This window comes from Jatrophihabitans endophyticus (assembly GCF_900129455.1).
Lineage (GTDB): Bacteria > Actinomycetota > Actinomycetes > Mycobacteriales > Jatrophihabitantaceae > Jatrophihabitans > Jatrophihabitans endophyticus.
In genome coordinates this window covers 176,656-195,914 of the sequence record NZ_FQVU01000002.1, presented here as the reverse complement: position 1 = coordinate 195,914, position 19,259 = coordinate 176,656, and the positions used below count along the sequence as shown (strand labels likewise).

Here is a 19,259-nt window from a genome sequence, read left to right as displayed (position 1 = left end):
GCACGGTGCCCCGCGTTCCGCCGGGTCGATCCGAGGCTCCAGTCCCGGATCGGACGGCAGCGAGGCGGGTTCCGGGTAGCGCACGCCGAATCGGGTGTGCTTGATTGTCGCGCCACGACGCGTTACTCTTCTAGTTTGCGCTGCCCTCGTTCGTCCTGAAGGCCCGTCAAGGGCCTGTTTCCTCACGCCCGGACTCGTTCCGGGACGTTGCAGGCCGGTCGGACTTCAGTTGGGGCGCCGGCAGCGCGGGTTGCACTCGGAACCTGGTTCTAGTCCTTGGAAGGACGCATCTTGGCAGTCTCGCGCTCCGGTAAGTCACGTTCCACCCTCAGGTCCGGTATTCCCGGCGCCCCGCCGCGGACCTCCTTCGCAAAGATCCGCGAGCCGCTGGAGGTGCCCAACCTCCTCGCGCTGCAGACCGAGTCGTTCGACTGGCTGGTCGGCAACGACCTGTGGCGCTCGCGCGTCGGCGACGACCCGGCCGCCCAGTCCGGCCTCGAGGAGATCCTCACCGAGCTCTCGCCGATCGAGGACTTCTCCGGCTCGATGAGCCTGTCCTTCTCCAACCCGCGCTTCGAGGATGTCAAGGCGTCCATCGAGGAGTGCAAGGACAAGGACATGGTCTACGCCGCGCCGCTGTTCGTCACGGCCGAGTTCACCAACAACACCACCGGCGAGATCAAGTCGCAGACGGTGTTCATGGGCGACTTCCCGATCATGACCCGCAAGGGCACCTTCATCATCAACGGCACCGAGCGTGTCGTGGTGTCGCAGCTGGTCCGTTCGCCGGGCGTCTACTTCGACCGCGCGCTGGACAAGACCTCCGACGTCGACGTCTACGGCGTCAAGGTCATCCCGAGCCGCGGTGCCTGGCTGGAGTTCGACGTCGACAAGCGTTCGACCGTCGGCGTCCGCATCGACCGCAAGCGCCGGCAGCCGGTCACCGTGCTGCTCAAGGCCCTGGGCTGGACCGAGGACCGCATCCGCGAGCACTTCTCGTGGTCCGAGACGCTGCTGGCCACCCTCGAGAAGGACCACATCACCTCCTCGGACGAGGCGCTGCTCGACATCTACCGCAAGCTGCGCCCGGGCGAGCCGCCGACGCGCGAGTCCGCGCAGGCGCTGCTGGAGAACCTCTTCTTCAACGGCAAGCGCTACGACCTGGCCAAGGTCGGCCGCTACAAGCTGAACAAGAAGCTGGGTCACGACGTCGCCATCGAGACGGGCACGCTGACCGAGGACGACATCGTCAAGACGATCGAGTACCTGATCCGCCTGCACGCGGGCGACGAGGGCTACGAGACCGACGACATCGACCACTTCGGCAACCGCCGGCTGCGCACCGTGGGCGAGCTGATCCAGAACCAGATCCGGGTCGGCCTGTCGCGCATGGAGCGTGTCGTGCGCGAGCGCATGACCACCCAGGACGTCGAGGCCATCACGCCGCAGACGCTGATCAACATCCGGCCGGTCGTCGCCTCCATCAAGGAGTTCTTCGGCACGTCGCAGCTGAGCCAGTTCATGGACCAGACCAACCCGCTGGCCGGCCTGACGCACAAGCGCCGGCTGTCCGCGCTCGGCCCGGGCGGCCTGTCCCGCGACCGCGCGGGCATGGAGGTCCGTGACGTCCACCCGTCGCACTACGGCCGCATGTGCCCGATCGAGACCCCGGAGGGCCCGAACATCGGCCTGATCGGCTCGCTCGCCTCCTACGGTCGGGTCAACGCGTTCGGCTTCGTCGAGACCCCGTACCGCAAGGTCGAGGGCGGCAAGGTCACCGACGAGATCGCGTACCTGTCCGCCGACGAGGAGGACCGCTACGTCATCGCCCAGGCGAACGCCGTCATCGACGCGAAGGGCAACTTCGCCGAGGACAAGGTGCTCGTGCGCCGCAAGGGCGGCGAGGTCGAGCTGATCGACCCCGCCGACGTGGAGTACATGGACGTCTCGCCGCGCCAGATGGTGTCGGTCGCGTCGGCCATGATCCCGTTCCTCGAGCACGACGACGCGAACCGCGCGCTCATGGGCGCGAACATGCAGCGTCAGGCCGTGCCGCTGCTGCGCACCGAGGCCCCGCTCGTCGGCACCGGCATGGAGCTGCGTGCCGCGGTCGACGCCGCCGACGTCGTGACGGCCGACAAGGCCGGCGTGGTCACCGAGCTCTCGGCCGACTACATCACCGTCATGGCCGACGACGGCACCCATCAGACGTACCGGCTGGCCAAGTTCGCCCGCTCCAACCAGGGCACGAGCTACAACCAGAAGCCGATCGTCGACGAGGGCGACCGCGTCGAGGTCGGCGAGGTCATCGCCGACGGCCCGTCGACCGACGACGGCGAGATGGCGCTGGGCAAGAACATGCTGGTCGCGTTCATGCCGTGGGAGGGCCACAACTACGAGGACGCGATCATCCTCAACCAGCGCATCGTCCAGGACGACGTCCTCACCTCGATCCACATCGAGGAGCACGAGGTCGACGCCCGCGACACCAAGCTGGGCGCCGAGGAGATCACCCGCGACATCCCCAACGTCTCCGAGGAGGTCCTCGCCGACCTCGACGAGCGCGGCATCGTGCGCATCGGCGCCGACGTCGTCCCGGGTGACGTCCTGGTCGGCAAGGTCACGCCCAAGGGCGAGACGGAGCTGACGCCCGAGGAGCGGCTGCTGCGCGCGATCTTCGGCGAGAAGGCCCGCGAGGTGCGCGACACCTCGCTCAAGGTGCCCCACGGCGAGGCCGGCAAGGTCATCGGCGTGCGCGTCTTCAGCCGCGAGGACGGCGACGAGCTGCCCCCGGGCGTGAACGAGCTCGTCCGCGTCTACATCGCCCAGAAGCGCAAGATCCAGGACGGCGACAAGCTCGCCGGCCGCCACGGCAACAAGGGCGTCATCGCCAAGATCCTGCCGCCGGAGGACATGCCGTTCCTCGAGGACGGCACCCCGGTCGACATCGTGCTGAACCCGCTCGGCGTGCCGAGCCGCATGAACGTCGGCCAGGTCCTCGAGACGCACCTGGGCTGGGTCGCCAAGACGGGCTGGGAGATCGAAGGGCAGCCCGAGTGGGCGTCGCGCCTCGGCGACCACGCGCGCTCCGGCGAGCCGGACACCAACGTCGCGACGCCGGTGTTCGACGGCGCCCGCGAGCACGAGATCACCGGCCTGCTGGACTCCACGCGCAAGACACGTGACGGCCAGCAGCTGATCGGGTCGAGCGGCAAGGCCAATCTGCTCGACGGCCGTTCCGGGGAGCCGTTCCCGGAGCCGATCTCGGTGGGCTACGTCTACATCCTCAAGCTGCTGCACCTGGTCGACGACAAGATCCACGCGCGCTCGACCGGCCCGTACTCGATGATCACGCAGCAGCCGCTGGGTGGTAAGGCGCAGTTCGGTGGCCAGCGCTTCGGCGAGATGGAGTGCTGGGCGATGCAGGCCTACGGCGCCGCGTACGCGCTGCAGGAGCTGCTGACGATCAAGTCCGACGACATCCTCGGCCGCGTCAAGGTGTACGAGGCGATCGTCAAGGGCGAGAACATCCCCGAGCCCGGCATCCCGGAGTCGTTCAAGGTGCTGCTCAAGGAGCTCCAGTCGCTGTGCCTGAACGTGGAGGTGCTCTCCTCCGACGGCACGGCCGTCGAGATGCGTGACACCGACGACGACGTGTACCGCGCCGCCGAGGAGCTCGGCATCGACCTGTCCCGCCGCTTCGAGCCCAGCTCGGTCGAAGAGGTCTGATCACTTTTGGCGGCCTGGCGCAGCATGCTGCGCCAGGCCGCCAAAAGCGGCATCACATCAGCAGTTGCCACAGAAGGTAGGAAACTTTGCTCGACGTCAACGTGTTCGACGAGCTGCGTATCGGCCTGGCCAACGCCGACGACATCCGGCAGTGGAGCCACGGCGAGGTCAAGAAGCCCGAGACCATCAACTACCGGACCCTGAAGCCGGAGAAGGACGGGCTGTTCTGCGAGAAGATCTTCGGTCCCACCCGGGACTGGGAGTGCTACTGCGGCAAGTACAAGCGGGTCCGCTTCAAGGGCATCATCTGCGAGCGTTGCGGCGTCGAGGTCACCCGGGCCAAGGTGCGCCGTGAGCGGATGGGTCACATCGAGCTGGCCGCGCCGGTCACCCACATCTGGTACTTCAAGGGCGTCCCGTCGCGCCTCGGCTACCTGCTCGACCTCGCGCCGAAGGATCTCGAGAAGATCATCTACTTCGCCGCGTACCTGATCACCGGCGTCAACGACGAGGAGCGTCACCGCGACCTCCCGACGATCGAGGCCGAGATCAGCGCCGAGAAGGGCGTGCTCGAGAAGAAGCGCGACTCCGACATCGACACGCGCGCCAAGAAGCTCGAGACCGACCTCGCCGAGCTCGAGGCCGAGGGCGCGAAGAGCGACGTCCGCCGCAAGGTCCGCGAGGGCGGCGAGCGCGAGATGCGCCAGATCCGCGACCGCGCGCAGCGTGAGATCGACCGTCTCGACGAGGTCATCGACACCTTCCGCAAGCTCGAGGTCAAGCAGCTCATCGGCGACGAGCTCCTCTACCGCGAGCTGCGCGACCGCTTCGGCGACTACTTCGACGGTGGCATGGGCGCCGAGGCGCTGCAGACGCTGCTGAAGAACTTCGACCTCGACGCCGAGGCCGAGCTGCTGCGCGAGACCATCCGCAGCGGCAAGGGCCAGAAGAAGCTGCGTGCGCTCAAGCGCCTCAAGGTCGTCGCCTCCTTCCTGGCGACCACCAACAGCCCGCAGGGCATGGTGCTCGACTGCGTGCCGGTCATCCCGCCGGACCTTCGCCCGATGGTGCAGCTCGACGGCGGCCGCTTCGCGACCTCCGACCTCAACGACCTGTACCGCCGCGTGATCAACCGCAACAACCGCCTCAAGCGACTGATCGACCTCGGCGCGCCCGAGATCATCGTCAACAACGAGAAGCGGATGCTGCAGGAGTCCGTCGACGCCCTGTTCGACAACGGCCGTCGTGGCCGTCCGGTCACCGGCCCGGGCAACCGGCCGCTGAAGTCGCTGTCGGACCTGCTCAAGGGCAAGCAGGGCCGGTTCCGCCAGAACCTGCTCGGCAAGCGCGTCGACTACTCCGGCCGTTCGGTGATCATCGTCGGCCCGAAGCTCAAGCTGCACCAGTGCGGCCTGCCCAAGGGCATGGCGCTGGAGCTGTTCAAGCCGTTCGTGATGAAGCGGCTCGTCGACCTCAGCCACGCGCAGAACATCAAGTCGGCGAAGCGCATGGTCGAGCGCGCGCGCCCGGTGGTGTGGGACGTCCTCGAAGAGGTCATCCGCGAGCACCCGGTGCTGCTCAACCGTGCGCCGACGCTGCACCGCCTCGGCATCCAGGCCTTCGAGCCGCAGCTGGTCGAGGGCAAGGCCATCCAGATCCACCCGCTCGTCTGCACCGCGTTCAACGCGGACTTCGACGGCGACCAGATGGCGGTGCACCTGCCGCTGTCGGCCGAGGCACAGGCCGAGGCCCGGATCCTGATGCTGTCGACGAACAACATCCTCAAGCCGGCCGACGGCCGGCCGGTCACGATGCCGACGCAGGACATGATCCTGGGGCTGTACCACCTCACGGCGCTCAAGCCCGAGGCGGACGGCGCCGGTCGTGTCTTCGGCTCGCCGGCCGAGGCGATCATGGCCCGCGACACGAAGACGCTGAACCTGCAGGCGCCGGTGAAGATCCGGCTCGGCAGCGTCACGTCGGTCGACAACGGCCAGGGCAACGCCAAGTGGGACGCTCCCGAGGCGTGGGAGGCCGGGCAGCCGGCGATCCTCGAGACCTCGCTCGGGCGCTGCCTGTTCAACGACGCCCTGCCCGCGGACTACCGCTTCGTCAACTACCCGGTGACGAAGAAGGAGCTCGGGCAGATCGTCAACGACCTGGCCGAGCGCTACCCCAAGGTCGTCGTGGCCAACACGCTCGACGCCCTCAAGGCGGCCGGCTTCCACTGGGCCACGCGCTCGGGCATCACGATCGCCATCGACGACGTCGTGACGCCGCCGGCCAAGGCCACCATCCTCGAGCGCTACGAGGGTGACGCCGAGAAGATCGAGAAGCAGTACCAGCGTGGTGTCATCACCGAGGAGGAGCGCCGGCAGGAGCTCGTCGAGGTGTGGACCAAGGCGACCAGCGAGGTCGCCAAGGAGATGGAGTCGAACTTCCCGAAGGCCAACCCGGTCTACATCATGGTCAACTCCGGCGCGCGCGGAAACATGATGCAGATGCGGCAGATCGCCGGTATGCGCGGTCTGGTGGCCAACCCGAAGGGCGAGATCATCCCGCGGCCCATCAAGGCGAACTTCCGCGAGGGCCTGTCGGTGCTGGAGTACTTCATCGCCACGCACGGTGCCCGCAAGGGCCTCGCCGACACGGCGCTGCGTACCGCCGACTCGGGCTACCTCACCCGGCGCCTGGTCGACGTCTCGCAGGACGTCATCATCCGTGAGGAGGACTGCGGCACCGACCGTGGCCTCGTCATGGCGATCGCGGCGGTCCAGCCCGACGGCACGCTGCTCAAGGACGTGCACGTCGAGACCTCGGTCTACGCGCGCGTCCTCGCCGAGGACATCACCAACGGCAAGACGACCGTCGCGACGGCCGGCACCGATCTCGGTGACGTCCTGATCGACGAGCTCGTCGAGGCCGGGATCAGCGAGGTCCGGGTCCGCTCGGTGCTGACCTGCGAGTCCTCGCTCGGCACCTGCGCTACCTGCTACGGCCGCTCGCTCGCGACCGGCAAGCTGGTGGACGTCGGTGAGGCCGTCGGCATCATCGCGGCGCAGTCGATCGGTGAGCCGGGCACCCAGCTGACCATGCGGACGTTCCACACCGGCGGCATCGCCGGTGACGACATCACGCACGGTCTGCCCCGTGTCGGCGAGCTGTTCGAGGCACGTGTGCCCAAGGGCATGTCGCCGATCGCGGAGACCTCGGGACGGGTCCGGTTCGAGGAGTCCGACGGCTCGAAGGGCTCGTCGCGGCGCATCGTGATCATCCCCGACGACGGTGACGAGGAGAAGGAGTACCCGATCACCCGGCGTGCTCGTCCGCTCGTCAACGACGGCGACGCGGTCGAGGCGGGCACCCAGCTCATCTCGGGCGCGGTGAACCCGCACGACGTGCTGCGGATCATGGGCCCGCGCGAGGTGCAGCTGCACCTGGTGCGTGAGGTCCAGGAGGTCTACCGCAGCCAGGGTGTCGCGATCCACGACAAGCACATCGAGGTGATCATCCGGCAGATGCTCAAGCGCATCACGGTGATCGAGTCGGGTGCGACCGAGTTCCTGCCCGGTTCGCTGGTCGAGCGCACGTCGTTCGAGAGCGAGAACCGGCGGGCCGTGGCCGAGGGCAACGAGCCGGCGTCCGGCCGTCCGGTGCTCATGGGCATCACCAAGGCCTCGCTGGCGACCGAGTCGTGGCTCTCGGCGGCGTCGTTCCAGGAGACGACCCGGGTGCTCACCGACGCCGCGATCTCCGCGAAGTCCGATTCGCTGGTCGGCCTCAAGGAGAACGTGATCATCGGCAAGCTGATCCCGGCCGGCACCGGCATCTCGCGGTACCGCAACGTCGACGTCAACCCGACCGAGGAGGCCCGCGCCGCGGCGTTCTCCATGTCCGGGTACGACGAGAACGACTACTACGGGTTCGGCAACAACACGCTCGGCCCGGCCGTCCCGCTCGACGAGTTCGGCTACGACGACTACCGCTAGTGAGCCGATCGCTCGCCCGGTAGTCCGCACGACGCACGAAGGGCCGGTCCCCGCGGGGGCCGGCCCTTCGTCGTCCCCGCTTCCGCCCCACGTCGGTCCGTTGACGTCCCCTCGAGGTCGGCGCGTCGCTGGTCCGGCAGGGGTCGCGGGCCGGTGCGGCGGGCAGGTTGGCCCCATGCCAGCGCGGTGATGGGGCTCCAGCAACCGCGCTGAGGTGGGGCCAACCGGGGGACCGGCGCGCTCCGGTGAGGCCGACCGGGTGCGCGGTCAGCCGGGTTCGCGGGATGGGCCGGCGTCGCCGTCGACGAGCCGGCGCTGCGTCCACTCGACGTCGTGCCAGGCGCCGTGCTTCCAGCCGATGCGCCGGTACACGCCGACCGTCTCGAAGCCGAGCGCGTGGTGCAGGCCCTCACTGGCCGGGTTCGGCAGCGTCATCCCGGCGACGGCGGTCCGGTAGCCGCGCGCGACCAGCCGCTCGAACAGCGCCTCGTAGAGCGCGCGCCCGGCGCCGGTCCGGCGCAGCCCCGGTTCCAGGTAGACGCTCACCTCGCACGCCCACCGGTAGGCGGCGCGGGTCTTGTACCGGCCGGCGTAGGCGTAACCGATCACCCGGCCGCCCGTCTCGCCCACCAGCCACGCGTGGGCATCCTGCGCCGCCGTGATGCGGGTGGCGAACACCGTCGCGTCCGGGGCGTCGAGCTCGAAGGTGATCGCGGTGTCGGTGACGTAGGGTGCGTAGATCGCGGCGCAGGCCGCGGCGTCGGCGGGTGTCGCGTCGCGGATCCACAGCTCGGCCACCCGGCCATTGTCACCGCGGTGCGCGTTCGGCGCGGTGGGTCGGGGACGACAGGCCCGAAATTCCGACCTGATCGCGGGGAGCAGGCCCCGCTCGAGGACCTCGATCTGAGGGGATTTGGCGTCCCGCGGGCAGCTGAGTACAGTTGCTCCTTGTGCCCGGAGCAATTCGGGTCACCAGGTGTGCCCCTCGCGGTAACACCGAGCTCTTACCCCCGGCTCAGCAGTCGTGACGAGGCCGGCGGGGCCTGGGTCGGCGCGACACGCCCGACCTCGGGGACCGGGAGGTCGGCCCGCGTGGGTACGACAACAGCACAGCGTCCGGACGAGCACGCCCCTAGCGAGCCGGGTCCGACACCAGCACGACCGAAGAGCAGTACCAAGCAGAGACGACGAACGAGGAGATTGCAGGCCGCATGCCTACGATCCAGCAGCTGGTCCGCAAGGGCCGCGAGGACAAGGTCGACAAGACCAAGACGCCGGCGCTCAAGGGCTCCCCGCAGCGCCGCGGCGTGTGCACCCGCGTCTACACGACCACGCCGAAGAAGCCGAACTCTGCGCTGCGCAAGGTCGCCCGTGTGCGACTGACCAGCCAGATCGAGGTCACCGCCTACATCCCGGGTGTCGGCCACAACCTGCAGGAGCACTCGATCGTGCTCGTGCGCGGCGGTCGCGTGAAGGACCTCCCGGGCGTGCGCTACAAGATCATCCGCGGTTCGCTCGACACACAGGGCGTGCGCGGCCGCAAGCAGGCCCGCAGCCGCTACGGCGCGAAGAAGGAGAAGAGCTAGTGCCTCGCAAGGGTCCCGCCCCGCGCCGTCCGCTCGTGATCGACCCGGTGTACGCCTCGCCGTTGGTCACCCAGCTGGTCAACAAGGTGCTCGTCGGCGGCAAGAAGTCCATCGCCGAGGGCATCGTCTACGGCGCCCTCGAGGGCACCCGCGACAAGACCGGCGCCGACCCGGTGGTCACGCTCAAGCGTGCGCTCGACAACGTCAAGCCCGCCCTCGAGGTGAAGAGCCGCCGCGTCGGTGGCGCCACCTACCAGGTGCCGATCGAGGTCAAGCCCGGCCGCAGCACCACGCTCGCGCTGCGCTGGCTGGTGAGCTACTCGCGCTCGCGGCGCGAGAAGACGATGACCGAGCGGCTGATGAACGAGATCCTCGACGCCAGCAACGGCCTGGGCGCCAGCGTCAAGCGTCGCGAGGACACCCACAAGATGGCCGAATCCAACAAGGCCTTCGCGCACTACCGCTGGTAGTCCGCGACCACCGTCGCAGACACCCGCGCCCGCCCGCCAGCAAGGAAGACGAGACAGACATGGCAAACGCAGCCGAGCTCGCCAAGACCCGCAACATCGGGATCATGGCGCACATCGACGCGGGCAAGACCACGACGACCGAGCGCATCCTCTTCTACACCGGTATCAACTACAAGATCGGTGAGGTCCACGACGGCGCCGCCACGATGGACTGGATGGAGCAGGAGCAGGAGCGTGGCATCACGATCACGTCCGCGGCGACCAAGTGCTCCTGGAAGGGGCACACGATCCAGATCATCGACACCCCGGGCCACGTCGACTTCACCGTCGAGGTCGAGCGCTCTCTGCGCGTCCTCGACGGCGCGGTCGCGGTCTACGACGGTGTCGCCGGCGTCGAGCCGCAGACCGAGACGGTCTGGCGGCAGGCGGACAAGTACTCCGTCCCGCGCATGTGCTTCGTCAACAAGCTCGACCGCACCGGGGCCGACTTCTTCCGCTGCGTCGAGATGATGAAGGACCGCCTGAACTCGAACGCGCTCGTGCTGCAGCTGCCCATCGGCAACGAGGCCGACTTCGTCGGTGTCGTGGACCTCGTGCAGATGAAGGCGCTCACCTGGCGCGGCGAGACCAAGATGGGCGAGGACTACTCGGTCGAGGACATCCCGGCCGACCTCGCCGAGCAGGCCGCGGAGTACCGCGAGACGCTGCTCGAGCAGCTGGCCGACGTCGACGACGAGATCGCCGAGAAGTACCTCGAGGGCGAGGAGCTCGACGTCCCGACGATCAAGGCGGCGATCCGCAAGGCGACGCTCGCCGACCTGGTCAACCCGGTCCTCACCGGCACCGCGTTCAAGAACAAGGGCGTCCAGCCCCTGCTCGACGCCGTCGTCGACTACCTGCCCTCGCCGCTGGACGTCGACCACGTCTCCGGCACGCTGCAGGACGGCGAGACCCCGGCCGAGCGCAAGGCCGACGAGGCCGAGCCGCTGGCCGGGCTGGCGTTCAAGATCGCGACCGACCCGCACCTCGGCAAGCTGACGTTCGTGCGCCTCTACTCCGGCGTGCTCGACAACGGCTCGCAGGTCCTGAACTCCACGAAGGACCGCAAGGAGCGCATCGGCAAGATCTACCAGATGCACGCCAACAAGCGTGAGGAGCTGCAGCGCGCCGGCGCGGGCGAGATCATCGCCGTCGCGGGCCTCAAGCAGACGACCACCGGCGACACGCTGTCCGACCCCGGCACCCCGATCGTGCTGGAGTCCATGACGTTCCCGGCCCCGGTCATCGACGTCGCGATCGAGCCGAAGACCAAGGCCGACCAGGAGAAGCTGGGCGTCGCGATCCAGAAGCTCGCCGAGGAGGACCCGACCTTCCGCGTCCACAACGACGAGGAGACCGGGCAGACGGTCATCTCCGGCATGGGCGAGCTGCACCTGGAGATCCTGGTCGACCGCATGAAGCGCGAGTTCCGCGTCGAGGCGAACGTCGGCAAGCCGCAGGTGGCCTACCGCGAGACCATCCGGCGGGCCGTCGAGCGCGAGGACCTCACCTACAAGAAGCAGACCGGTGGGTCGGGTCAGTACGCGAAGGTCCAGGTGGCGGTCGCGCCGCTGGAGATGACCGCGGACGGCCCGAGCTACGAGTTCGAGAACAAGGTCACCGGCGGCCGCATCCCCAAGGAGTTCATCCCCTCGGTCGACGCGGGTGCGCAGGAGGCCATGCAGTACGGCATCCTCGCCGGCTACCCGATGGTGGGCGTGAAGTTCAGCCTGCTCGACGGCGGCTACCACGACGTCGACTCCTCGGAGATGGCGTTCAAGATCGCGGGCTCGATGGTGTTCAAGGCCGCGGCCAAGAAGGCGAACCCCGTCCTGCTCGAGCCGATGATGGCCGTCGAGGTCACCACGCCCGAGGACAACATGGGCGACGTCATCGGCGACCTCAACTCCCGCCGTGGCCAGATCCAGGCCATGGAGGAGCGCGGCGGCGCACGGCTGGTCAAGGCCCTCGTGCCGCTGTCGGAGATGTTCGGCTACGTCGGCGACCTCCGGTCGAAGACGCAGGGCCGGGCGAGCTACTCGATGCAGTTCGACAGCTACGCCGAGGTCCCGGCCAACGTGGCCAAGGAGATCATCGCCAAGGTCACCGGCGAGTAGTTCCACCCCCACCCGACCCAACACACACGTCAGAACAAGCCGGACCAAGAAGACCGGCGAACCAGCCCGAGAGGACAGGGATCCACAGTGGCGAAGGCCAAGTTCGAGCGGACCAAGCCGCACGTCAACATCGGCACCATCGGTCACATCGACCATGGCAAGACGACGCTGACGGCTGCGATCTCGCGCGTGCTGCACGACAAGTACCCGGACCTCAACCCGAGTACCGAGGCGTTCGACATGATCGACAAGGCGCCCGAGGAGCGGCAGCGCGGCATCACGATCTCGATCGCGCACATCGAGTACCAGACCGAGCAGCGTCACTACGCGCACGTCGACTGCCCCGGTCACGCCGACTACATCAAGAACATGATCACTGGTGCGGCGCAGATGGACGGCGCGATCCTCGTCGTCGCCGCCACCGACGGCCCGATGCCGCAGACCAAGGAGCACGTGCTCCTGGCCCGCCAGGTCGGCGTCCCCTACATCGTCGTCGCGCTCAACAAGGCCGACATGGTCGACGACGAGGAGATCATGGAGCTCGTCGAGCTCGAGGTCCGCGAGCTGCTGACCCAGTACGAGTTCCCGGGCGACGACGCTCCCATCGTCAAGGTCTCGGCGCTCAAGGCGCTCGAGGGCGACGCCAAGTGGGGCGAGTCGGTGCTGGAGCTCATGCAGGCCGTCGACGACGCGATCCCGCAGCCCGAGCGTGACACCGACAAGCCGTTCCTCATGCCCATCGAGGACGTCTTCACGATCACCGGTCGCGGCACGGTCGTCACCGGCCGTATCGAGCGCGGCGTGCTCAAGGTGAACGAGACCGTCGACATCGTCGGTATCCGCACCGACAAGCAGACGACCACGGTCACCGGCATCGAGATGTTCCGCAAGCTGCTCGACGAGGGCCAGGCGGGCGAGAACGTCGGCCTGCTGCTGCGTGGCATCAAGCGCGAGGACGTCGAGCGCGGCCAGGTCGTCATCAAGCCGGGCACCACGACGCCGCACACGAAGTTCGAGGCGAACGTCTACATCCTGTCCAAGGACGAGGGTGGCCGCCACACGCCGTTCTTCAACAACTACCGGCCGCAGTTCTACTTCCGCACCACCGACGTGACCGGCGTCGTGACCCTCCCCGAGGGCACCGAGATGGTCATGCCGGGCGACAACACCGAGATGTCGGTCGAGCTCATCCAGCCGGTCGCCATGGAGGACGGTCTGCGCTTCGCCATCCGCGAGGGTGGCCGCACCGTGGGTGCGGGCCGCGTCACCAAGATCGTCGAGTAGTACCGCAGTCCCGATCCACCCCGTCCGGGTGGAGCCGGCCGCGTTCACGCGCGGCCGGTACTCCGCCCGGACGGGTGCCTCCCGCCTCGTGGCGGGCGGGCTCGAACCTGCAGGACCGAACACAGTGAAGGTGAGTCAGCCACCATGGCGGGACAGAAGATCCGCATCCGGCTCAAGGCCTACGACCACGAGGCCATCGACGCCAGTGCGCGCAAGATCGTCGAGACGGTGACCCGTACCGGCGCCCGGGTCGTGGGCCCGGTGCCGCTGCCGACGGAGAAGAACATCTACTGCGTCATCCGATCGCCGCACAAGTACAAGGACAGTCGCGAGCACTTCGAGATGCGCACCCACAAGCGGCTCATCGACATCCTCGACCCGACGCCGAAGACGGTCGACGCGCTCATGCGCATCGATCTGCCCGCGTCGGTCGACGTCAACATCCAGTAAGCGCGGGAAGAGACATGGCTAACGACAGGACAGGGATTCTGGGCGAGAAGCTCGGTATGACCCAGGTCTTCGACGAGAACAACCGCATCGTGCCGGTGACCGTCGTCAAGGCCGGGCCGTGCGTCGTCACCCAGATCCGTACCGAGGAGAAGGACGGCTACACCGCCGTCCAGCTCGCCTACGGGCAGATCGACCCGCGCAAGGTGACCAAGCCGGTCGCCGGCCACTTCAAGGCCGCGGACGTGACGCCGCGTCGCCACCTGGTCGAGCTGCGCACCGACGCCGTCGAGGGCTACACGGTCGGCCAGGAGATCACCGCCGAGGTGTTCGCCGACGGCGCCCGCGTGGACGTCAGTGGCACCACCAAGGGCAAGGGCACCGCCGGTGTCATGAAGCGCCACGGCTTCAAGGGCCTCGGCGCCGGGCACGGCACCCAGCGCAAGCACCGCTCGCCGGGCTCGATCGGTGGCTGTGCCACCCCGGGCCGCGTCTTCAAGGGCCTGCGCATGGCCGGCCGCATGGGCCACGTCAAGGCCACGACGACCGGGCTCGTCGTCCACAAGGTGGACACCGAGAAGGGCCTGCTGCTCATCAAGGGCGCCGTCCCCGGTCCCAAGGGCGGCCTGCTGTTCGTGCGCAGCGCCGGCAAGTCGGGCGAGCTGAACCCGATCGAGAAGGGCCTGTGACCCGATGACGCTCACTCTCACCGTCCAGAACCCGACCGGGTCGGACGCCGACGGCGGCACCGTCGACCTCCCCGCGGAGATCTTCGACGCCAAGACCAACGTCGCGCTGATCCACCAGGTCGTGGTCGCGCAGCTCGCCGCCGCTCGTCAGGGCACGCACAAGGCCAAGACGCGTGGCGAGGTCCGCGGCGGCGGCAAGAAGCCGTACCGCCAGAAGGGCACCGGCCGCGCCCGCCAGGGCTCGACCCGCGCCCCGCAGTTCGCCGGCGGTGGCACCGTGCACGGCCCGGTGCCGCGCAACTACGAGCAGCGCACCCCGAAGAAGATGAAGGTCGCCGCGCTCCGCGGCGCGCTGTCCGACCGGGCCCGCAACGACCGCGTGTTCGTGGTGTCGTCGCTGCTCGACGGCGATGTGCCCTCCACCAAGGGCGTGGCGACGGCGCTGGCCTCGGTCAGCGGCGCCAAGCACGTGCTGGTCGTGGTCGAGCGCACCGACGAGCTCACCTGGAAGAGCCTGCGCAACGTGTCGAGCGTCCACGTGCTCGAGCCGTCGCAGCTCAACACCTACGACGTGCTGATCAGCGACGACCTGGTCTTCACGCGCGGCGCGCTCGACGAGTTCATCGCCGGCCCCGCCAAGGGCCGTACCGCCACCGCCTCGGCCACCGAGTCCGAGGCCGTCGCCGTCACGAAGGGTGACAGCTGATGTTCGACGATCCCCGTGACGTGCTGCTCGCTCCGGTCATCTCGGAGAAGAGCTACGGCCTGCTGGACGACAACAAGTACACCTTCGAGGTGCACCCGCAGGCCAACAAGACGCAGATCAAGATCGCGGTCGAGAAGGTGTTCGGCGTGAAGGTGACCGACGTCAACACCCTCAACCGGCAGGGCAAGCGCAAGCGCACCCGCGCCGGCTTCGGGACGCGCAAGAGCGTGAAGCGCGCCGTCGTGACGCTGCGTGCCGGCGACCGCATCGACGTGTTCGGACAGATTGGCTGAGTTGAGCAATGGCTATCCGTAAGTACAAGCCGACGACGCCCGGTCGCCGTGGTTCGTCCGTGGCCGACTTCGCCGAGGTCACCCGTGACCATCCGGAGAAGTCGCTGGTCAAGCCGCTGCACAACAAGGGCGGGCGCAACAACTCCGGCAAGGTCACGACGCGCCACCAGGGCGGCGGCCACAAGCGCGCCTACCGCGTGATCGACTTCCGTCGTCACGACAAGGACGGCGTGCCGGCCAAGGTCGCGCACATCGAGTACGACCCGAACCGCACCGCGCGCATCGCGCTGCTGCACTACGCCGACGGCGAGAAGCGCTACATCCTCGCGCCGCGGCTGCTCAAGCAGGGCGACCGGATCGAGAACGGCCCCAGCGCCGACATCAAGCCCGGCAACGCGCTGCCGCTGCGCAACATCCCGGTCGGCACCGTCGTGCACGCGATCGAGCTGCGTCCCGGCGGCGGCGCGAAGATCGCCCGTTCCGCCGGCGCGAGCGTGCAGCTCGTGGCCAAGGAGGGCGTCTACGCGCAGCTGCGGATGCCCTCGGGCGAGATCCGCAACGTCGACGTGCGCTGCCGCGCGACGGTCGGCGAGGTCGGCAACGCCGAGCAGAGCAACATCAACTGGGGCAAGGCCGGCCGCATGCGTTGGAAGGGCAAGCGCCCGACCGTCCGTGGTGTCGCGATGAACCCGGTCGACCACCCGCACGGTGGTGGTGAGGGCAAGACGTCCGGTGGCCGTCACCCGGTGAACCCGAACGGCAAGCCCGAGGGTCGTACCCGGCGCCGCAAGGCCAGCGACCAGATGATCGTCCGCCGTCGTCGTACGAACAAGAAGCGCTAAGAGGTAGCAGCGATGCCACGCAGTTTGAAGAAGGGCCCGTTCGTCGACGACCACCTGCTCAAGAAGGTGGACGCGCAGAACGACAAGAACACCAAGAACGTGATCAAGACCTGGTCGCGCCGCTCGACGATCATCCCCGACATGCTCGGGCACACGATCGCCGTGCACGACGGCCGCAAGCACGTCCCGGTGTTCGTCACCGAGGGCATGGTCGGCCACAAGCTGGGCGAGTTCGCGCCGACGCGGACCTTCAAGGGCCACGTTCGCGACGACCGCCGCTCGCGGCGCGGCTGAGGGAGCTGACATGACCGAGCCAGACACCGAGGTGCGTGGCGCCTTCGCCAAGGCGTCCCACGTGCGGGTGACGCCGATGAAGGCGCGCCGCGTCGTCGACCTCATCCGCAACCGCCCGGCCCAGGAAGCCCTCGCGGCGCTGAAGTTCCAGCCGCAGGCCGCCGCCGAGCCCGTCGCGAAGGTGCTCGCCAGCGCGATCGCCAACGCCGAGAACAACTTCGACCTCGACCCCGCGTCGCTGGTCATCTCCCGCGCGTACGTGGACGAGGGCCCGACCATGAAGCGGTTCCGGCCGCGGGCCCAGGGTCGCGCCTACCGCATCCGCAAGCGCACGAGCCACATCACCATCGAGGTCGAGAGCGTCGACCGACCGACGAGCAAGAAGGGACGGGGCCGCTGATGGGTCAGAAGATCAACCCGAACGGGTTCCGCCTCGGCATCACCACCGACTTCCGCAGCCGCTGGTACGCCGACAAGCAGTACGCGGAGTACGTCAAAGAGGACGTCAAGATCCGCAAGCTGATGTCGACGGGCATGGAGCGCGCCGGGATCGCCAAGGTCGAGATCGAGCGCACCCGCGACCGCGTGCGCGTCGACATCCATACCGCGCGTCCGGGCATCGTCATCGGTCGCCGCGGCGCCGAGGCCGACCGCATCCGTGGGGAGCTCGAGAAGCTCACCGGCAAGCAGGTGCAGCTCAACATCCTCGAGGTGAAGAACCCCGAGGGCGACGCGCAGCTGGTGGCGCAGGGTGTGGCCGAGCAGCTGTCCAACCGCGTCAGCTTCCGCCGCGCCATGCGCAAGAGCATGCAGTCGACGCTGAAGAGCCCGGGCGTCAAGGGCATCCGGGTGCAGTGCTCGGGCCGCCTCGGCGGGGCCGAGATGTCGCGCTCGGAGTTCTACCGCGAGGGGCGCGTGCCGCTGCACACGCTGCGCGCGAACATCGACTACGGGTTCTACGAGGCTCGCACCACGTTCGGCCGCATCGGCGTCAAGGTGTGGATCTACAAGGGCGAGGTCCCGACCGGATCGCGCAGCGAGCGCGAGGCCGCGGCCGCCGCCGAGGCGCTGCGCCAGCGTCGTGACCGGCCGGCCGGTGGCTCGCGCCCGCGTCGCTCCGGCTCGCAGGGCACCACGGGCGTCAGCACCGACGCCGGTCGCGCGGCGTCCGGCGAGGGCTCGGTCGCCACCGCCACCACCGACGCCGCCGAGCCGACCGCCGTCGAGCCCAACCTGCAGGAATCGGCCGTGACCACCGATGCCGCGGCCGCCGCCGACGTCGCCGAGGCCCCCGCCGCCGCGGAGGCCGCCGGTGCCGAGGGCATCCAGGGCAACGCGCCGCAGCCGGCCGACGCCCCGACCACCGAGAACACGGAGAGCTGATCATGCTCATCCCACGCCGCGTGAAGCACCGCAAGCAGCACCACCCGACCCGCCGGGGCATGGCCTCGGGCGGCACGCAGGTGGCCTTCGGCGAGTACGGCGTCCAGGCGCTCGAGCCGGCCTACGTCACCAACCGGCAGATCGAGTCGGCGCGTATCGCGATCAACCGGCACATCCGTCGTGGCGGCAAGGTCTGGATCAACATCTACCCGGACCGTCCGCTGACCAAGAAGCCGGCCGAGACCCGCATGGGTTCGGGCAAGGGTTCGCCCGAGTGGTGGATCGCCAACGTCAAGCCCGGCCGCGTCCTGTTCGAGCTCTCGTTCCCGAACGAGAAGGTCGCTCGCGAGGCGCTCACCCGCGCGATCCACAAGCTGCCGATGAAGTGCCGGATCGTGACCCGAGAGGGCGAGGTCTGAACCAGATGAGCACCGTGACCAACGAACTGCGCGAGCTCAACGACGACGAGCTCGCCACCCGTCTGCGCGAGTCGAAGGAAGAGCTGTTCAACCTGCGCTTCCAGATGGCGACCGGGCAGCTGGACAACAACCGGCGACTGCGCACCGTGAAGCACGACATCGCGCGGATCTACACGATCCTGCGCGAGCGTGAGCTCGGCCTGTCGGTCGCCCCGAGCGAGGGCGTGACCGCATCATGAGCGAGACCACCGAAACGGCCGCCGGCCAGGGTCGCAACTACCGCAAGATCCGCGAGGGTCTCGTGGTCAGCGACAAGATGGAGAAGACCGTCGTGGTCGAGGTCGAGGACCGCGTCAAGCACCCGCTCTACGGCAAGGTCCTGCGGCGCACGAACAAGCTCAAGGCCCACGACGAGAGCAACGAGGTCGGCATCGGCGACCGCGTCCGGCTGATGGAGACCAAGCCGCAGTCGGCCACCAAGCGCTGGCGCGTCGTCGAGGTCATCGAGAAGGCCAAGTAGCACCGGCCGGGTACCACCCGCACCACCAGTGAAACCGTCCCCTCCGTGGAGGGGAACAGGTCCTAGTTCTCAGGAGTAGGCAGTGATTCAGCAGGAGTCGCGACTTCGAGTCGCCGACAACACCGGGGCCAAGGAGATCTTGTGCATCCGGGTGATGGGCGGCTCCGGGCGCCGGTACGCCGGGATCGGCGACATCATCGTCGCGACGGTCAAGGATGCGCTGCCCGGCGCCGGCGTCAAGAAGGGCGACGTCGTCAAGGCCGTCATCGTGCGCACCGTCAAGGAGCGCCGCCGCCCCGACGGCAGCTACATCCGCTTCGACGAGAACGCCGCGGTGCTCATCAAGACCGACGGCGAGCCGCGGGGCACCCGCATCTTCGGCCCGGTCGGCCGCGAACTGCGCGACAAGCGGTTCATGAAGATCATTTCTCTCGCTCCCGAGGTGTTGTAAT

19 protein-coding genes are annotated in these 19,259 nt (G+C 68.5%); 18 read left to right on the top strand and 1 reads right to left on the bottom strand.

Annotation, left to right across the window (positions count from 1 at the left end; translation table 11 throughout):
• The first annotated feature begins 291 nt into the window (after window positions 1–291).
• Window positions 292–3,729: a DNA-directed RNA polymerase subunit beta gene (rpoB, locus tag BUE29_RS06200; RefSeq protein ID WP_073387699.1), complete on the top strand. Its 3,438-nt coding sequence runs from the start codon at window positions 292–294 to the stop codon at window positions 3,727–3,729.
• Between the two features lie 86 nt (window positions 3,730–3,815).
• Window positions 3,816–7,718 carry a DNA-directed RNA polymerase subunit beta' gene (locus tag BUE29_RS06195; protein WP_073387694.1) on the top strand — a complete coding sequence of 1,301 codons (3,903 nt, stop codon included), beginning with the start codon at window positions 3,816–3,818 and terminating at the stop codon, window positions 7,716–7,718.
• Between the two features lie 267 nt (window positions 7,719–7,985).
• Here BUE29_RS06195 and BUE29_RS06190 read toward each other — a convergent pair whose 3' ends face one another.
• Window positions 7,986–8,516: a GNAT family N-acetyltransferase gene (locus BUE29_RS06190; RefSeq protein ID WP_143168022.1), complete on the bottom strand. Its 531-nt coding sequence runs from the start codon at window positions 8,514–8,516 to the stop codon at window positions 7,986–7,988.
• Between the two features lie 413 nt (window positions 8,517–8,929).
• Here BUE29_RS06190 and rpsL point away from each other — a divergent pair, with 413 nt between their 5' ends.
• From rpsL to rplN, 16 genes are all read left to right on the top strand, one after another.
• Entirely contained in the window at window positions 8,930–9,304 is a 375-nt protein-coding gene (rpsL, locus tag BUE29_RS06185; protein WP_073387688.1) for a 30S ribosomal protein S12, read from the top strand.
• Window positions 9,304–9,774, top strand: a complete 471-nt coding sequence (gene rpsG, locus BUE29_RS06180) for a 30S ribosomal protein S7 (RefSeq protein WP_073387684.1) — start codon at window positions 9,304–9,306, stop codon at window positions 9,772–9,774. Before rpsL ends, rpsG begins: the two co-directional genes overlap by 1 nt.
• Window positions 9,775–9,833: 59 nt before the next feature.
• Window positions 9,834–11,930 carry an elongation factor G gene (gene fusA / locus BUE29_RS06175; RefSeq protein ID WP_073387679.1) on the top strand — a complete coding sequence of 699 codons (2,097 nt, stop codon included), beginning with the start codon at window positions 9,834–9,836 and terminating at the stop codon, window positions 11,928–11,930.
• Window positions 11,931–12,017: 87 nt separating this feature from the next.
• Window positions 12,018–13,214 (top strand): elongation factor Tu, encoded by a 1,197-nt coding sequence (gene tuf, locus BUE29_RS06170; protein WP_073387676.1) that lies wholly within the window; start codon window positions 12,018–12,020, stop codon window positions 13,212–13,214.
• Window positions 13,215–13,358: 144 nt separating this feature from the next.
• Window positions 13,359–13,664, top strand: a complete 306-nt coding sequence (gene rpsJ, locus BUE29_RS06165) for a 30S ribosomal protein S10 (RefSeq protein WP_040804197.1) — start codon at window positions 13,359–13,361, stop codon at window positions 13,662–13,664.
• Between the two features lie 14 nt (window positions 13,665–13,678).
• Entirely contained in the window at window positions 13,679–14,350 is a 672-nt protein-coding gene (rplC, locus tag BUE29_RS06160) for a 50S ribosomal protein L3 (protein ID WP_073387672.1), read from the top strand.
• Between the two features lie 4 nt (window positions 14,351–14,354).
• Window positions 14,355–15,056, top strand: coding sequence for a 50S ribosomal protein L4 (gene rplD, locus BUE29_RS06155; RefSeq protein WP_073387667.1), 702 nt, complete (start codon window positions 14,355–14,357; stop codon window positions 15,054–15,056).
• Window positions 15,056–15,349, top strand: coding sequence for a 50S ribosomal protein L23 (gene rplW, locus BUE29_RS06150; RefSeq protein ID WP_073387664.1), 294 nt, complete (start codon window positions 15,056–15,058; stop codon window positions 15,347–15,349). The genes rplD and rplW overlap by 1 nt, the downstream gene beginning before the upstream one ends.
• A gap of 8 nt (window positions 15,350–15,357) precedes the next feature.
• The gene (gene rplB, locus BUE29_RS06145; protein WP_073387660.1) at window positions 15,358–16,191 is read left to right on the top strand and encodes a 50S ribosomal protein L2; all 834 of its coding nucleotides are present in this window, start codon (window positions 15,358–15,360) and stop codon (window positions 16,189–16,191) included.
• A 12-nt stretch (window positions 16,192–16,203) separates the two neighbouring features.
• Window positions 16,204–16,485 (top strand): 30S ribosomal protein S19, encoded by a 282-nt coding sequence (rpsS, locus tag BUE29_RS06140; protein ID WP_073387657.1) that lies wholly within the window; start codon window positions 16,204–16,206, stop codon window positions 16,483–16,485.
• Window positions 16,486–16,495: 10 nt separating this feature from the next.
• On the top strand, window positions 16,496–16,885 hold the full coding sequence (gene rplV, locus BUE29_RS06135; RefSeq protein WP_073387653.1) for a 50S ribosomal protein L22: 390 nt from the start codon (window positions 16,496–16,498) through the stop codon (window positions 16,883–16,885).
• Complete coding sequence (gene rpsC, locus BUE29_RS23635; protein WP_073387650.1) at window positions 16,885–17,868, top strand: 30S ribosomal protein S3; 984 nt, start codon at window positions 16,885–16,887, stop codon at window positions 17,866–17,868. Before rplV ends, rpsC begins: the two co-directional genes overlap by 1 nt.
• A 2-nt stretch (window positions 17,869–17,870) precedes the next feature.
• The gene (rplP, locus tag BUE29_RS06125) at window positions 17,871–18,287 is read left to right on the top strand and encodes a 50S ribosomal protein L16 (protein WP_073387647.1); all 417 of its coding nucleotides are present in this window, start codon (window positions 17,871–17,873) and stop codon (window positions 18,285–18,287) included.
• Between the two features lie 5 nt (window positions 18,288–18,292).
• Window positions 18,293–18,526, top strand: coding sequence for a 50S ribosomal protein L29 (gene rpmC, locus BUE29_RS06120; protein WP_073387643.1), 234 nt, complete (start codon window positions 18,293–18,295; stop codon window positions 18,524–18,526).
• Window positions 18,523–18,807, top strand: coding sequence for a 30S ribosomal protein S17 (gene rpsQ / locus BUE29_RS06115; protein WP_073387639.1), 285 nt, complete (start codon window positions 18,523–18,525; stop codon window positions 18,805–18,807). Before rpmC ends, rpsQ begins: the two co-directional genes overlap by 4 nt.
• Window positions 18,808–18,889: 82 nt before the next feature.
• Entirely contained in the window at window positions 18,890–19,258 is a 369-nt protein-coding gene (rplN, locus tag BUE29_RS06110) for a 50S ribosomal protein L14 (protein WP_073387636.1), read from the top strand.
• Window position 19,259 lies beyond the last annotated feature (1 nt).

Coding starts and splice junctions, on each gene's coding strand:
- rpmC (WP_073387643.1), top strand. CDS start 18,293: ATGAGCACCGTGACCAACGAACTGCGCGAGCTCAACGACGACGAGCTC.
- rpsJ (WP_040804197.1), top strand. CDS start 13,359: ATGGCGGGACAGAAGATCCGCATCCGGCTCAAGGCCTACGACCACGAG.
- rpsL (WP_073387688.1), top strand. CDS start 8,930: ATGCCTACGATCCAGCAGCTGGTCCGCAAGGGCCGCGAGGACAAGGTC.
- rpsC (WP_073387650.1), top strand. CDS start 16,885: ATGGGTCAGAAGATCAACCCGAACGGGTTCCGCCTCGGCATCACCACC.
- rplC (WP_073387672.1), top strand. CDS start 13,679: ATGGCTAACGACAGGACAGGGATTCTGGGCGAGAAGCTCGGTATGACC.
- rplV (WP_073387653.1), top strand. CDS start 16,496: ATGACCGAGCCAGACACCGAGGTGCGTGGCGCCTTCGCCAAGGCGTCC.
- rpsQ (WP_073387639.1), top strand. CDS start 18,523: ATGAGCGAGACCACCGAAACGGCCGCCGGCCAGGGTCGCAACTACCGC.
- rplB (WP_073387660.1), top strand. CDS start 15,358: ATGGCTATCCGTAAGTACAAGCCGACGACGCCCGGTCGCCGTGGTTCG.
- rplP (WP_073387647.1), top strand. CDS start 17,871: ATGCTCATCCCACGCCGCGTGAAGCACCGCAAGCAGCACCACCCGACC.
- rplD (WP_073387667.1), top strand. CDS start 14,355: ATGACGCTCACTCTCACCGTCCAGAACCCGACCGGGTCGGACGCCGAC.
- rpsS (WP_073387657.1), top strand. CDS start 16,204: ATGCCACGCAGTTTGAAGAAGGGCCCGTTCGTCGACGACCACCTGCTC.
- rplW (WP_073387664.1), top strand. CDS start 15,056: ATGTTCGACGATCCCCGTGACGTGCTGCTCGCTCCGGTCATCTCGGAG.
- fusA (WP_073387679.1), top strand. CDS start 9,834: ATGGCAAACGCAGCCGAGCTCGCCAAGACCCGCAACATCGGGATCATG.